The organism is Faecalibacterium sp. HTF-F, from assembly GCF_023347535.1.
GTDB lineage: Bacteria > Bacillota > Clostridia > Oscillospirales > Ruminococcaceae > Faecalibacterium > Faecalibacterium wellingii.
On sequence record NZ_CP094473.1, the window covers coordinates 1,073,124 to 1,087,583 of the forward strand.

The 14,460-nt window shown below is 53.0% G+C and carries 11 protein-coding genes; 4 read left to right on the forward strand and 7 right to left on the reverse strand.

Going from position 1 to position 14,460, the window contains the following annotated elements; all coding sequences use genetic code 11:
• Positions 1 to 157: 157 nt before the first annotated feature.
• A complete protein-coding gene (gloA2, locus tag MTP37_RS05060) occupies positions 158 to 541 on the forward strand; it encodes an SMU1112c/YaeR family gloxylase I-like metalloprotein (protein ID WP_120080105.1) in 384 nt (127 codons plus the stop codon).
• Positions 542 to 543: 2 nt separating this feature from the next.
• A complete protein-coding gene (locus MTP37_RS05065; RefSeq protein ID WP_249238435.1) occupies positions 544 to 1,338 on the forward strand; it encodes a hypothetical protein in 795 nt (264 codons plus the stop codon).
• 113 nt (positions 1,339 to 1,451) lie between these two features.
• On the opposite strand, the gene MTP37_RS05070 is transcribed toward MTP37_RS05065, so the two are convergent.
• The gene (locus MTP37_RS05070) at positions 1,452 to 2,279 is read right to left on the reverse strand and encodes an alpha/beta fold hydrolase (RefSeq protein ID WP_249238436.1); all 828 of its coding nucleotides are present in this window, start codon (positions 2,277 to 2,279) and stop codon (positions 1,452 to 1,454) included.
• A gap of 312 nt (positions 2,280 to 2,591) precedes the next feature.
• Between MTP37_RS05070 and MTP37_RS05075 the strand changes: the two genes are divergently transcribed.
• Positions 2,592 to 4,262: an AAA family ATPase gene (locus tag MTP37_RS05075; RefSeq protein WP_249238437.1), complete on the forward strand. Its 1,671-nt coding sequence runs from the start codon at positions 2,592 to 2,594 to the stop codon at positions 4,260 to 4,262.
• A gap of 999 nt (positions 4,263 to 5,261) precedes the next feature.
• Complete coding sequence (locus MTP37_RS05085; RefSeq protein WP_249238438.1) at positions 5,262 to 6,434, forward strand: recombinase family protein; 1,173 nt, start codon at positions 5,262 to 5,264, stop codon at positions 6,432 to 6,434.
• Positions 6,435 to 6,711: 277 nt separating this feature from the next.
• On the opposite strand, the gene MTP37_RS05090 is transcribed toward MTP37_RS05085, so the two are convergent.
• The 6 genes from MTP37_RS05090 to MTP37_RS05115 all read right to left on the reverse strand — a co-directional run bounded on the left by MTP37_RS05090 (position 6,712) and on the right by MTP37_RS05115 (position 14,446).
• Positions 6,712 to 7,611, reverse strand: a complete 900-nt coding sequence (locus MTP37_RS05090) for an NAD(P)H-hydrate dehydratase (RefSeq protein ID WP_249238439.1) — start codon at positions 7,609 to 7,611, stop codon at positions 6,712 to 6,714.
• A gap of 46 nt (positions 7,612 to 7,657) precedes the next feature.
• Entirely contained in the window at positions 7,658 to 10,240 is a 2,583-nt protein-coding gene (locus MTP37_RS05095; protein ID WP_249238440.1) for a translation factor GTPase family protein, read from the reverse strand.
• Positions 10,241 to 10,249: 9 nt separating this feature from the next.
• Entirely contained in the window at positions 10,250 to 10,444 is a 195-nt protein-coding gene (locus MTP37_RS05100) for a hypothetical protein (protein ID WP_249238441.1), read from the reverse strand.
• A gap of 235 nt (positions 10,445 to 10,679) precedes the next feature.
• Positions 10,680 to 12,206: a 2,3-bisphosphoglycerate-independent phosphoglycerate mutase gene (gpmI, locus tag MTP37_RS05105; RefSeq protein WP_249238442.1), complete on the reverse strand. Its 1,527-nt coding sequence runs from the start codon at positions 12,204 to 12,206 to the stop codon at positions 10,680 to 10,682.
• A 156-nt stretch (positions 12,207 to 12,362) separates the two neighbouring features.
• A complete protein-coding gene (gene tpiA, locus MTP37_RS05110) occupies positions 12,363 to 13,133 on the reverse strand; it encodes a triose-phosphate isomerase (RefSeq protein ID WP_005945612.1) in 771 nt (256 codons plus the stop codon).
• Between the two features lie 104 nt (positions 13,134 to 13,237).
• Positions 13,238 to 14,446 carry a phosphoglycerate kinase gene (locus tag MTP37_RS05115; RefSeq protein ID WP_120020325.1) on the reverse strand — a complete coding sequence of 403 codons (1,209 nt, stop codon included), beginning with the start codon at positions 14,444 to 14,446 and terminating at the stop codon, positions 13,238 to 13,240.
• Positions 14,447 to 14,460: the final 14 nt, after the last annotated feature.

A 14,460-nucleotide genomic window follows, 5' to 3' on the forward strand; every position in this document is an offset into this window, starting at 1 on the left:
TCGAAAAACTGAAATAACCAAGAAAACCGAGAAAAAAATAAATGCCGTGTGGACAAACTGAACTCTAGGAGTTCACACAGTATTTTTTGAAGGACGCCGTATAGTTTGTAACGAAAATAAAAGAAGAACAAAATTTAAAAAAATGGAGCGTGAGAAAATGAACTTATCTAAAATACATCATATTGCAATTATCGTATCTGACTACGAAGCCGCAAAGAATTTTTATGTGAACAAGCTGGGCTTCTCTGTCATCAGAGAGAACTACCGTCCAGAGCGTAAGGACTGGAAGCTAGATCTTCGTGTCAATAAGCACACAGAGCTCGAGATTTTCGCTGAGGAAAACCCGCCGAAGCGTGTGAACCGTCCCGAAGCCTGTGGCCTGCGTCATCTTGCATTCTGTGTGGAGAGCGTGGAGCAGACGGTGAAAGAGCTGGCGGAGATAGGGATTGAATGTGAGCCAATCCGTGTGGATGATTACACCGGCAAGAAGATGACATTCTTCCACGACCCGGATGGACTGCCGCTGGAACTGCACGAATAATTATGGGAGAAAAAAGAGCATATAAAGCCAGAAAGCCTGGCGGCGGCCGGAAAAAGTTAAAGCCGGAATACGATGCCGGGAAGAATCTGAAAGATCAGATGGATGCGGCTGTGGCGCTCTATCAGGAGGACTGCTCCCTCCAATCCATCGCCGATGTGCTAAACCTAAACCCAATCAAAGTGAGAAAGCTGCTCATCACAGCCGGTGTGTATGAATCTGAAGTGGCGGAAAAAGTAAAAAACACTTTTGAAGAATATCGAGAAACACAGGACTACAAAACCGCCATCCTCTCAACCGCAAACACTTTTCAACTTTCCAAAGCCTCCGTTACCTCGTACCTGCCTTATAAAAAAGGCGTGTACTTCCCAAGTACAGCAGAAAAAGAGAAGGTCAGTGTTGGGGCAGAGCGGCAGCGGAGATACAGAGAAATGAAGCGGTGGAGGGCCAATCCAACAGAAGAAAACTTTTGGGATGTGGTTCTGGCCTATGCCGGGGTGAAATTTAAAACCTACTCCGGGTTGCCATTCTCTTACGAAATAAAAAAAGGCAGGAACGGCGAGTACACGAAAGAGCTGTGGATTGACCGCCGGGAGAATAGTAAAAGCCTGGCGTGGAGTTCTGTGCTACTGGCTCTGGGCAATATTAAAAAGGTAGGAGAAGTAGTTGAACGACCGAAAGCACTGGGCGATATCCGGGGTGTGACCTATATATACGGAATGTTCTATCGGTTCGGACTGATCGACGTGCCGGATGAAGCAAAAGAAAAGATGAAGAAAGCATTCAGCAAATCGTCCTGACACGGATGCCGCAGAGGGGGGAAAAGCATCACCCAATGTTTGAGGTCATTGCGTGACCCGGAAATCACAAAAAAATCCGCCTGCGGAATGAACCACAGGCGGCTGAAATCACATTATAGCTTATTCAAAAAGTCTTCCAGAACATGGTTCCACTTTTCGGGGTACTCATAGAACATCAGGTGACCGCCCATGACGTAGGTGTCGTAACCGGGAAGCTGTGTTTCGACAAAGGGCTTTGCAATGTCCTGCCAGTGTTCTGCAATGAACATCAGGCTGGGCATCGTTGCACCGACATCTTTTGCGATTTCAAGATAGTTGGAGAACACAGCGTCGCAGAACAACTGACGGCAGATCCAGTATGGTGTGCGGCCGGAAATATCCAGCAGATACTCCAGCTCATCAGGCTCCATCTTATGCTGAATCATGACGCCAGTCGCGTACTCGCTAAAGAACTCACGGCATCCCTCAGAAGAAGTCAACACCTGTGTGGCAACCTGAGACAGCTCTTCAATCGTGCCCTCAGTCCACCACTTCGGATCAGGGGAGAGCGGGAGAGGAGACATATCGATAGTCACAACGCCGCGCAGCTTGTCTTTGCCGAACTGCTGCACGTAGCTCCATGTGTCAAGGTTGCCCGTGCTCCAGCCAATCAGGATAATATCTTTGAGACCCAATGCATCAATCAGACCAGCTACATCGCGACCGTGGGTCAGGTAGTCGTTGCCATCCACGGTTTTGGCAGAATAGCCTTGGCCGCGAGGATCGATAGCAATGACACGATATTCAGAGGAGAAATACTCCAGTTGGTTCTTGAAAATCTCACCAGAGAAGGTCAGGCCGGGAATGAAGACCAACGGCTTACCTTCGCCTTTTTCCAAGATATGTAACTCCACACCAGGGGCCACAGTGACATACTTGCTTTCAATACGATCTTTTGCCATGAGAAAACCTCCCAACAAAATCTATAAATCGAATTGGCTTGTCTGAATTATATATCTGGAAAAAGAGAAAAGCAATGGCTTGATAGAAACTGCACTGCTGTAATCTACAAAAATTTTCAGTGCATTGAGGTTTTCAACGATAAGCGCGTGAAAATTCGTTTTACATTTGAAGATGTGCTGGCAGGCTATGCAGAATGAGTTGTAGTCGAAATCACTGCTGTAAGCAGAGTTTTTCTTGTAAGAACACGAGATTCATGGTATCATAAGAGTAAGGAAAAGTCTGTGCATGGCTACGCGAAAGGAGCAGCAGAGATGAAAGAAATGAATATTCCCGTTGGAGTTTCGGATTTTGAAGAAATTCGTAAAAATGGGTATTACTATATTGATAAATCGGGGCTGATTGGCGAACTGCTCAGTAGAACCGGAACGAAAGTGACGCTTATTACTCGCCCCAGACGATTCGGTAAGACATTGGGCATGAGTATGCTGGAAAACTTCTTCGACATCCGAAAGAACAGCCGAAAACTGTTTGAAGGGCTAGAAATTGCAGAGCATCAGGCATTATGTGATGCGTGGATGAACCAGTATCCGACAATCTCTATTTCATTCCGGCAGATAGATGGTCTGAATTTTATGGATGCATATCAGCAGCTTGTCTATGAAATTGCTCTTCTGTATCAGAATCACACGTATTTGTTGGATAGTCAGGTGATAAGCAAACAAGAAAAATTTCTTTTTCAGCAGATAAGTGATCGAAAAGCGGAAAAGACGGATGTGCTGCGCTCGATTCAATTTTTAACATTGCTGCTAAATAAGCATTACAACAAAAAAGTAATTCTTCTTATAGATGAGTATGATGTTCCTGTAGCGAAAGCAAACAATAACGGTTACTATACTGAAATGCTCGATGTTATGAAAGGCTTAATGCAGGCCCTAAAAGACAATCAAGCACTTCAATTCGCAGTTGTTACGGGTTGCTTAAAGATTGCGAAAGAGAGCATCTTTACAGGAACCAACAATTTTGTATCGGATACTATTACAAATTCTCGTCTGAACGAGTATTTCGGATTTGTACAGAGCGAGGTTGACCAGCTGCTAAAGGATGCCGACCTGACAGAGCAGGCTGAGAATATCAAAAAATGGTATGATGGATACCATTTCGGAGCCTTTGATGTTTACTGCCCGTGGGATGTAATGAACTATATGCTGGAATTACAGCGCAACCCGAAGGCTAAGCCTATCAGCTACTGGAAGAACACCAGCGACAATGCAATCATCCGTTCCTTTATTAACTATGCGGGGAGTACAATCACAAATAAACTTGAAACCCTGATGGCTGGCGGCTACATTGTTCAGCGTGTGGATGAAAACCTGACCTATGACTACCTGCATTCCTCAGAAGATAATCTCTGGAGTACGCTGTATCTGACAGGGTACTTGACCAAAGCTCGTGAAGGCGATTATAAAGGCGAATTGTCGGATGGCATGGTTGCCCTTATGATTCCTAATGCAGAAATCAAAGAGATTTTTGAAACAACAGTCATCAAATGGTTCGATGACAGTACGAAGAAGTGGAATCGAAATGCTTTGTTTGATGCAGTCTGGAACGGTGACAGCGAAGGCATTACCAAGGAAATGAATGCTCTGCTCCGGCGAACCATTAGCTACCATGACTATCGGGAGGACTTCTACCACGCATTCCTTGCGGGCATCTTCACAGGTGCAGGATACATGGTGGATTCCAATAAGGAACATGGCGAAGGACGAAGCGATGTGGTCGTCTACGATTCCATCAATGCCCGCGTTGCAATCTTTGAGGCGAAGTATACGAAGGTTTTGGAAAATCTGGAGAGTGAGTGCGATACAGCGTTGCAGCAAATTGATGATCGGATGTATGCAAAAGAGTATGAGGATGACTACGATCAAATCCTTTGCTACGGCATTTCGTTCTTTAAAAAACGCTGCATGGTAAAGAAAAAGTGATTCACAGCAAAGCTTAACTTGAATTTTGTATTATAACTTAAAATAAGTTAAAACGCAGAAAAAGAGTTATAAAGCGAAGCCCGCATAAGCCACAGACGGCACCCAGGAGGATTCGAGGGTGCCGTCTGCAGCTTATGCGGGCTTTTTTATTTTGCGATTTTAATACGGATAGGTGCTAAATTCCAAGGCTGACAAGAGCGGCCTTTAACTCTTTTGCCATGCGAATAATGACAGTCTGTTCAGTTTCATCGCAGTCTAATAAGAGACGATGTAAATTGGAATCAGAGGAAGAAAGAGAATAATCGAGGCTGTCAACCAGTAGCGCATCGACAGAAATATGTAGAGCATTGGCGAGATCAACCAAGATTGGCAAACTGGGAGTCTTGACTCCGTTTTCAAGATAGGCAATACGCATGAGTTCCAAACGAATGCAGAGCGCATCTTAATAGGAAATTCTGAATTTACTCCTGCGCTGGATTCTCCGATTTCGGTGGGCGTTAAGTTAAATGGCTTTGTTTTGTGCCAGATGTATCGTGAGGGAGTCTTGACTTTGGATGCGGTGCGGCAACTTCGCCGCAATGATAGAAAATTGACTTATACACGGCAGCAAGCGGATAAGTCGATTATCTGCCGTAAAGAAGTTATAACGAAAGATCAGTTTATTGATTTGATTCGGGATGCGACAGTTCAAATCCTGTTCTAACAGTGATATGGTAGAACAGGGTCAGCCCTAGTCTTTCTTGCGAAAGACAAGGCGGTTTTTTTTGTTTTATCCTCGACTGCTATGAGTCTTTTTATACTTACTTGTATTCCTTTATGGAGGAATTGAAAGAACTGGCGAAGGGTGACGATCGGATTCTCTTTACTGGGTTTGTGCAGGGAGCAATGCTGGATGAACTGTACAGCAATGCTTACATTTACACGCTGCCGTCTGATCTGGAAGGAATCAAAAGCAGATGGGGCAGCGTGAAGTGTCTGCTTAAAAGGAGGCTGTGACTTATGGCAAGAGTAAGCAAGAAGGTAAGTGCGGCGCAGCGGGAAGCGGAGAACGCACCGCACCGTATCTGGAAAACCGCAATTTACGCACGACTGTCCGATTTTGATGATGTACTTCGGGATACGGAATCGCTGGAAGTGCAGATTTCTTACATCAAAGAGTATGTCAACCACCGGGATGATCTGATGCTGCTGGATATGTTTGCGGACAAGCGGTGCACAGGGATGAACTTTGACCGCCCGGAATTTGAACGGCTGTTGAAAGCACTGCAGGAGCGGAAAGTCAACTGCATTGTGGTAAAGGACTTTTCCCGACTGGGTCGTAATTTCGTGGAAACAGGTCAGTATCTGGAGCAAGTGTTTCCACTGTTTGGCGTAAGATTTATAGCCATCAATGATAATTATGACAGCCTGAACAGACAGAGCCGGGACGGGATGCTGGTGCCGATCAAGAGCATGATCAATGAAATGTACTCGAAAGACCTGTCCAAGAAGATTCAGTCGTGCTTTCGTTCCAAGGAAGCACGGGGAGAAATCTATACGCCTGTTCCGTTCGGTTACAAGAGAAATCAGCAGAATCATTTGATTCTGGACAAGGAAGTCAGCGATGTGGTAGTTCGGATTTTTCTCTGGAAGAAATCCGGCATGAAAGAGCGCGAGATTGCAAAGAAGCTGTCTGCGCAGGGAATCCAGACACCTTTTACACGCCGCTGTCAGCTGGGATACCTGAAAAACACCTTGCGGGTAAAGGACCCAGCATGGCAGACCGTTTTCGTGACAAAGGTGCTGGAAAATCCAATCTACACAGGAACAATGGTCTATAACCGCATCGCCTACGATGAAGCGAATCGGAAAATTGGGCAGAATCCACGGGAAAGCTGGCGGATGGTGCCGGATAGCCATCCGGCGATTATCAGCTGGGAACTGTTTGATGAAGTTTCCGCATTACGGGAAGCTGAGCAAGCAGTCAAGGAAGAACGAAAAAAGTGGTGCAGACAGCGCAGAGAGAACAATCCGAACATCTTCAAAGGCAGAATCTTTTGCAAAAAGTGCGGAGAAAAATTGGTTTGTCATTGGCAAAGTGATGGGAAAAAATGCTTCAGATCAAGCGTGGTGGCTATGAAGATTATATTTCTGCTGAATCTCTGGTGGAGCGCATTCATGGCCTGCCCGTGAAGAGTATCGAGTTTATCACAGAGGAGGATCAGCGAAAAGACGCCTGAAGCAGAATCCTTCATCGGACACTGAAAGCGCAGAGGCGGAATCTTAGGCGGCACCTGGTTAGCCGACCAGCTCCATCAGACGTTCTTTTGGGTCTACAATATAATATCTGTTTGTTTAGAGCGATACCGTAGCAATATGGAAGAAAAAATCAGACTTGCGGTTTTCGGACAGAAACGTCTTTCTCGTGAAGGCGGGATCTTCTCGGCTATGAGGGTGTTTCATAAGCCCTTTATCTCTGATTTTCCGCAAACATCCGGCCAAGCTGCGGCAGGATATCATGCGGCAGCATCCCGTACTCCCCGCAAAGCGCAGCAGCACGGTCAGCTGCGGCACCATGCAGATACACCGCACAGGAAGCAGCTTCAAACGCAGGCAGACGGCAGGCCAGCAGGGCCGCCGTCATACCGGCCAGTACATCCCCGCTGCCGCCCCGGGCAAGGCCCGGGTTGCCGGTGGGATTCACGCATGCACGGCCATCCGGCGCAGCCACAACGGTGCGGGAACCCTTGAGCACCACCACGACGTTCCATTTTTTCGCATACTGCCGGGCAATTTTCTCACGGTCGGCGCTGATTTCTGCCACGGAAAGGCCGGTGAGCCGGGCCATTTCACCGGGATGCGGCGTAAGGATCAACTCGCCTGTCAGATGGGGCAGCGCCTTCCCCTCAGCCAAAAGCTGCGCGGCGGCATTCAGGCCGTCAGCGTCCAGCACTGCACTGCCCGCAAAGCCCGGCAGAAGCCTTTGTACCAGTACGCGTGTCTCCGCTGCGCGGGCTGCACTCTGGGCCGTACCGCCAAGGCCCGGGCCCAGCAGCAGCACTGTGGCCTTCTGTCGCTGAATAAACGGGATACTTTCCGGTGAGATGCCGCCGTCGGCCCCTGCGGCGCACGGGCACAGACAGCACTCCGGCAGGCGGGCTGCGGCAGCAGCGAGCACCGGCTCCACACTGGCAAGGGTCACGATGCCCGCACCGGTGCGCAGAGCTCCCTCGGCGGCAAGCAGGGCCGCACCACGGTAAGACGCACTGCCCGCAACGGCCAGAACAGTGCCAAAGGTGCCCTTGTGGCTTTCACGCGGGCGCGGCGGGATGACCTGCCAGACAAAATCTTCGGTTATTTCCACAGCCATAAAGGCACCTCCAGAAAACGATTTAAAATCTGTTGCTTCTCAAAGCTCACGCCTGCCCCTGCACAAGGGCGCGAATCTGCTTTTCCACGTTCTGCACTTCCTCGTGGAACATGCGGGCCGAGACGCGCAGCGCACCGTGCCCCAGAATGATGATCTGTTCCATACCGTCGGAAGTGGCCACGCGCACGCGGCGTCCTTTGCCGATCTCGTGGGTGACATGTTCAATGAACATGTCCGCCGTTTCTGCTTCCTTCGTGTAGACCACATGGATGTTGTGGTACTGCTCGATGGAGCCCGGACTGCCCGGCACCCGGTAGGCGTCGAACACAAGGATGAGGTTGCATTTCTGGTAGCCCTGATAGTTGCACAGAATGTCCATCAGCTTATGCCGGGCGGCTTCCAGACTGTCCTTTGCAAGGGCGTTCAGCTCGTCCCATGCGAAGATGATGTTATAGCCGTCCACCAGCAGATATTCCGGCAGGATCTCCCACTGCTGAGCGTCAAAATCCGGACGTTCCCGCTTTTGCGTTGGGTGGAATGCGGCCAGCGGGTCCCGCTTGATGGGCCCATAAGTGCGCTCAAAAATTTTGAGCAGTTCGGCATCCTCTTCCAGAGTGGCGCGGTAGGCCATGGCCCGGCGCTGCGGCACAGTCTGCACCTCCGGTTCCGGGCGCGCGGCTTTTCCCCAGCCGCTGTCCACATGCATGTGACTGCGCACCTGATCCCATGGTACCACAAAGCCTGCTCCATGGGCGCAGAACACCGAATCTGCGGGATTTTCAAGGTCATGTTCCGGCTTATAGCCTGCGGCTTCGATGACCTGCGCCGCGTTGTGGCAGGGCCGGCAGCCATCCGGCGTCAGGGTCAGCCGTCCACGACCGCGGGTATAGCTGACCACTTCCATGGGGTAGCTGCGCATGGTAGCTACCGGCGCAAAACCGGTGAGCACAGCAGTTTCTTCTCCGCTTTCCGGCGGGTCAAAGCTGCCTTCCATGCGCTGGATATCGGTCATGGCACGGCCAAGGCTTTCCACCGGCACTTCCAGCCGGAAGGCGTACCACGGCTCCAGCAGCTGGCTTTTGGCCATCATCAGGCCCTGCCGCACAGCGCGATAGGTCGCCTGCCGGAAATCTCCGCCCTCTGTGTGCTTCAGGTGGGCACGGCCTGCAATGAGGGTGATCTTCACGTCCGTCAACGGCGCTCCGATCAGCACGCCAAGGTGCTGTTTTTCTTCCAGATGGGTCAGCACAAGGCGCTGCCAGTTTTTGTCCAGAACTTCTTCCCGGCAGTCGGCGGCAAACTGCATTCCGCTGCCGCGCGGCAGCGGTTCCAGCTTGACATGCACTTCTGCGTAGTGGCGCAGCGGCTCGTAATGGCCTACACCCTCCATGGGCTCCGTGATGGTCTCTTTATAAAGGATGCCGCCGGGGCCGAACTCCACGTTCAGGCCAAACCGCTCTGCCAGCAGGCTGCGCAGCACTTCCAGCTGGATCTCGCCCATGAGCTGGACATGGATCTCGCCCAGCGTTTCGTTCCATACCACATGGAGCTGAGGTTCCTCTTCCTCCAGCCGATGCAGCTTGCCCAGCGCCGCGTGCACATCTGCACCCTCCGGTAGCATCACCTGATAGCTGAGCACCGGTTCCAGCACCGGCAGGTCGCTGTCGCGCTCTGCGCCAAGGCCTTCGCCCTGACGGGCTTTGGTCAGGCCGGTGACAGCACACACCTGCCCGGGGTGGATGGTCTCTGCCAGTGTATACTTTGTACCGGAGTACAGCCGCAGCTGGTTGGCCTTTTCAGCCCAAGGCTCGCCGTCCGCTTCGCCCGAGAGCTGTGCTTTCACCTTCAGCTCCCCGCCGGTAACGCGCAGCCAGGTCAGGCGGGCACCCTGCTCATCCTGCGAGACCTTGAACACCTTGGCTCCAAAGACGTCCAGTGCAGGAGCCGGGCGGGTAAAGCGGTCCAGTCCGGTGAGAAGTTCCTCCACACCATCCAGCTTGAGCGCCGAGCCGAACCAGCACGGGAAAACATGCCGCCGGGCAATGGCCGGGATGATCTCGGCATCTGTCAGCTGTCCGGCCTCCAGCATCCGATTCATCAGGTTCTCATCGCAAAGAGCCAACGCATCATCCCGGTCTGCCTGCGGCATGCCAAAATCCACAAACCCTTCGCCGAGGCGATGATTCAGCTGGGCCAGCAGCTCTTCCTTGCTCTTGCCGGGCAGGTCGGTCTTGTTTACAAACACAAAGGTGGGCACGTGGTAGCGCCGCAGCAGCCGCCAGAGCGTTTCGGTGTGGCTCTGCACGCCATCGGTACCGCTGACCACCAGCACGGCATAATCCAAAACCTGCAGAGTGCGCTCGGTCTCGGTGGAAAAATCCACATGGCCGGGAGTGTCCAGCAGGGTGATATCCGTGCTGCCTGCCGTCAGCAGTGCCTGCTTGGAAAAAATAGTGATCCCACGGGCTTTTTCCAGCGCGTCTGTGTCCAGAAAGGCGTCCTTGTGATCCACGCGCCCCAGCTTGCGGATCGCGCCGGAACGGTAGAGCATGGCTTCCGAAAGGGTGGTCTTGCCAGAGTCCACATGGGCCAGAATGCCCAGAACGATATGCTTGTGAATAGTTTCCATCCGCTTCTCCTACAATTCAAAATTCATGTTTATTGTAGCACGGATGGGGGAAAAAGAAAAGTTTTGATTGAAAATGGCCTCCGCTGCGCTCTGGCTATATTCAGCGGAAAGTTTATTTTCATTTTGAGTTTGTTGCGGCCTGCGGGCCGCTCCAAACGTCTTTTCACGAATGGGGCTAAAACCGGAAGATTCAGTTTCTATCATCGACTTTTTTCATGAAAAAACAGCTCTGGAAAATCCGCGGATTTTCCAGAGCTGTAAATATAAGAGTTATAATTCCGCTATTGATGCAACAACGATGACCGCCGCCAGTGGCGGGAACAGGGAAGAGTTGTTGGGGCAGTGGCCAGCAAGACATGAGCGCCGTTTAAGGCGCGAAATGGATGCTGGGAGCCACAACTCGTTCCAAAGCGAACGCGTCGGCCATTTTAACGGTCAATTACTCCACAATGATGCTCTTGCCAGTCATTTCAGCCGGGACGGGCAGGCCGATATAGGGCAGCATGGTGGGTGCGATGTCGGCAAGGCAGCCGCCCTCACGCAGCTTCACATCGCCGCAGCCAACAGCCACAAAGGGCACCACGTTGGTGGTGTGTGCGGTGAAGGGGGTGCCGTCCGGGTTCATCATCTTCTCGGCGTTGCCATGGTCGGCGGTGATGAAGGCGCAGCCGCCGGCCTTCAGCACAGCGGACACCACCTGATCCACAGCGGTATCCACAGCCTCAACGGCCTTGACCGCAGCATCGAATACGCCGGTGTGGCCTACCATATCGCAGTTTGCAAAGTTCAGGATGACCACATCGTACTTGCCGCTCTCGATGCGCTTGACGCACTCGGCAGCAACCTCGGGGGCGCTCATCTCGGGCTTCAGGTCATAGGTTGCTACCTTCGGGCTGGGGATCACGCAGCGGTCCTCACCCTCGTAGGGAGCCTCGACGCCGCCGTTGAAGAAGAAGGTGACATGGGCGTACTTCTCGGTCTCGGCAATGCGCAGCTGGGTCTTGCCGTTCTCGGACAGGTACTGGCCCAGAACATTCTTCAACTCCACAGGGGGATAGGCCACCTCGCAGTTGGGCATGGTGGCGTCGTACTCGGCCATGCAGACATAGTTCACCTGCTTGCGGCCACCGCGGCGCTCAAAGCCGGTGAAAGCGTCGTCGCAGAAGATACGGGTCATCTGGCGGGCACGGTCGGGGCGGAAGTTCATGAAGATCACGGTGTCGCCGTCCTGCACGCGGCCGCCCTCACAGGTGACGCAGGGCAGAACGAACTCATCGGTCTTGTCAGCTGCATAGGAAGCCTCGATGGCCTCGGCAGCGTTGGCGGCATGATTGCCCTCGCCGTAGACAAAGGCAGCATATGCCTTCTCTTCACGATCCCAGTTGTTATCGCGGTCCATGGCGTAGTAGCGGCCGGAGACGCTGGCGATCTTGCCGATGCCCAGCTCGTCCAGCTTGGCCTGCAGGTCGGCCAGGAAGCCCTTGCCGGAGTGCGGGTCGGTATCACGGCCATCGGTGATGCAGTGCAGGTAAACGTCCTTTGCACCCAGATGCTTTGCCATTTCCAGCACGCCGAACCAGTGGTCTGCGTGGCTGTGCACACCGCCGGTGCCCACCAGACCCATCAGATGGATGGCCTTGCCGGCATCGATGGCAGCCTTCATGTTCTTGACCAGAACCGGGTTCTGGAGCATCTCGCCGTCCTTGATGGACTTGGTAATGAGGGTGAGCTGCTGATACACGATGCGGCCTGCGCCCATGTTGGTATGGCCAACTTCGGAGTTGCCCATCTGGCCATCGGGCAGGCCGACGGCCATACCGGAAGCGTTGATGGTGGTCATGGGATATTTTGCCATCAGAGCATCGAGATGGGGCTTCTTGGCGGCGACCACGGCGTTGCCGAAGGTCTCCTCCGGCACCCAGCCGAAGCCATCCATGATGCACAGAAGAACAGGTTTCTTTGCCATAAAAATGAATCTCCTTTGATTTGAGAACACTATTTTCAATAAAAACAAGGGGCAGCGCCTGCAATGTGCCCGATAGAGCGCATTCTCCGCAGCTACCCCTCATCCGGCACTTCGTGCCGCCTTTCCGCAGTGGAAAAGGCTTATTTTGCGGTTTTATCAGCCCTTGGTGGCTGCGTTGACGATCACTGCAAAGTCGGGAGCCTTCAGGGATGCGCCGCCGATCAGGCCGCCGTCCACATCCTTTTTGCTCAGCAGTTCCTCGCAGTTCTTGGCGTTCATGCTGCCGCCGTACTGGACAGTAGTAGCCTCGGCAACTGCCTCGCCGTACACCTCACCGATGACCTTGCGGATCTGGCCGCAGACTTCCTCAGCCTGATCGGCGGTAGCGGTCTTGCCGGTGCCGATGGCCCAGATGGGCTCGTAGGCGATAACGACATTTGCCATCTGCTCAGCGGTCACGTCGCGCAGAGCGATCTTGGTCTGCATCCGGACCAGCTCCTCGGTGACGCCCTCCTCACGCTGCTGCAGGCTCTCGCCCACGCAGATGATGACCTTCAGGCCGGCGTTCAGAGCAGCCAGAGCGCGCTTGTTCACGGTCTGGTCGGTCTCTGCAAAGTACTGGCGGCGCTCAGAGTGGCCCACGATGACGTACTCCACGCCCAGATCCACCAGCATGTCAGCGCTGATCTCGCCGGTGAAAGCGCCGGACTTCTCGAAGTGAACATTCTCAGCACCCACATGGATGTTGGTGCCCTTGGTCTTCTCCACAGCGGTGACCAGGTCCGTATACGGGGTGCAGATGACCACCTCGCAGCCTGCGTCCTGAACAGCGGGGACCAGCTCATCCACCAGAACAGCAGCCTCAGAGGCGGTCTTGTTCATCTTCCAGTTGCCTGCAATGATAGCCTTGCGCTTTGCCTTATCCATGATACTCTATCTCCTTTATTTACCTTCTATATGTGCAGTCTGTGCACAAACAAAAAGGTGCGGCGGCGCTGAAGCCGCCGCACCCATTTACGATGCCGGAAAAATTATGCGTTCTGAATGACAGCGATGCCGGGCAGCTCCTTGCCCTCCAGATACTCCAGAGAAGCGCCGCCGCCGGTGGAGATGTGGGTCATCTTGTCGCCCAGACCCATCTGCTGTACAGCTGCTGCGCTGTCGCCGCCGCCGATCACGGTGGTAGCGTCGCTCTCAGCCATAGCCTTAGCAACTGCCAGAGTGCCAGCTGCCAGAGTGGGGTTCTCGAACACGCCCATGGGGCCGTTCCACACAACGGTCTTGGATGCCTTGACAGCATCGGCAAACAGCTTCATGCTCTCGGGGCCGATGTCGCAGCCTTCCATGTCAGCCGGGATCGCGGTGACAGGAACAACGGTGGTCTCAACCGGAGCGTCGATGGGATCGGGGAAGTCCTTGATGCAGACAGCATCAACGGGCAGCAGCAGCTTCACGCCCTTCTCCTGAGCCTTGGCCATCATTTCCTTGCAGTAATCCAGCTTGGAATCGTCGCACAGGCTCTTGCCGACCTCGTAGCCCTGAGCCTTGACGAAGGTGTAGGCCATGCCGCCGCCGATGATCAGGGTATCGACCTTCTCCAGCAGGTTGGAGATAACATTCAGCTTGTCTGCGACCTTTGCGCCGCCCAGAATAGCGGTGAAGGGACGAACGGGATCGTTCACAGCGTTGCCCAGATACTTGATCTCCTTCTCCATCAGGTAACCAACAGCGGTATCCTTGATGAAGTCGGTGACGCCTGCGGTGGAGCAGTGTGCACGGTGGCAGCTGCCGAATGCATCGTCAACATATGCATCAGCCAGAGAAGCCAGCTCTTCGCTGAACTCGGGCATGTTCTTGGTCTCTTCCTTGCGGAAACGGGTGTTCTGCAGCAGAACGACGTCGCCGTTGTTCATGGCAGCAACAGCAGCCTTTGCGTTCTCGCCGACAACATTGTCGTCATCTGCAAACACAACGGTCTTGCCCAGCTTTGCGCTCAGAGCCACAGCAACGGGTGCCAGGCTGAACTTGGCCTCGGGGCCGTTCTTGGGCTTGCCCAGATGGCTGCACAGGATGACCTTTGCGCCATCATTGACCAGCTTCTGGATGGTGGGCAGAGCTGCGTTGATGCGGTTCTCGTTGGTGATGACACCGTCCTTCATCGGGACGTTGAAATCGCAGCGGACAAGCACCTTCTTGCCGCAGTAGTTCTGATCGTCGATCGTCTTCTTACCTAAACCCATGGTAATAAACTCCT

Excerpts from the sequence above, each read along its gene's own strand:
- gloA2 (WP_120080105.1), top strand. The coding sequence starts at position 158 with ATGAACTTATCTAAAATACATCATATTGCAATTATCGTATCTGACTAC.
- MTP37_RS05065 (WP_249238435.1), top strand. The coding sequence starts at position 544 with ATGGGAGAAAAAAGAGCATATAAAGCCAGAAAGCCTGGCGGCGGCCGG.
- MTP37_RS05070 (WP_249238436.1), bottom strand. The coding sequence starts at position 2,279 with ATGGCAAAAGATCGTATTGAAAGCAAGTATGTCACTGTGGCCCCTGGT.
- MTP37_RS05075 (WP_249238437.1), top strand. The coding sequence starts at position 2,592 with ATGAAAGAAATGAATATTCCCGTTGGAGTTTCGGATTTTGAAGAAATT.
- MTP37_RS05085 (WP_249238438.1), top strand. The coding sequence starts at position 5,262 with ATGGCAAGAGTAAGCAAGAAGGTAAGTGCGGCGCAGCGGGAAGCGGAG.
- MTP37_RS05090 (WP_249238439.1), bottom strand. The coding sequence starts at position 7,611 with ATGGCTGTGGAAATAACCGAAGATTTTGTCTGGCAGGTCATCCCGCCG.
- MTP37_RS05095 (WP_249238440.1), bottom strand. The coding sequence starts at position 10,240 with ATGGAAACTATTCACAAGCATATCGTTCTGGGCATTCTGGCCCATGTG.
- MTP37_RS05100 (WP_249238441.1), bottom strand. The coding sequence starts at position 10,444 with ATGATAGAAACTGAATCTTCCGGTTTTAGCCCCATTCGTGAAAAGACG.
- gpmI (WP_249238442.1), bottom strand. The coding sequence starts at position 12,206 with ATGGCAAAGAAACCTGTTCTTCTGTGCATCATGGATGGCTTCGGCTGG.
- tpiA (WP_005945612.1), bottom strand. The coding sequence starts at position 13,133 with ATGGATAAGGCAAAGCGCAAGGCTATCATTGCAGGCAACTGGAAGATG.
- MTP37_RS05115 (WP_120020325.1), bottom strand. The coding sequence starts at position 14,446 with ATGGGTTTAGGTAAGAAGACGATCGACGATCAGAACTACTGCGGCAAG.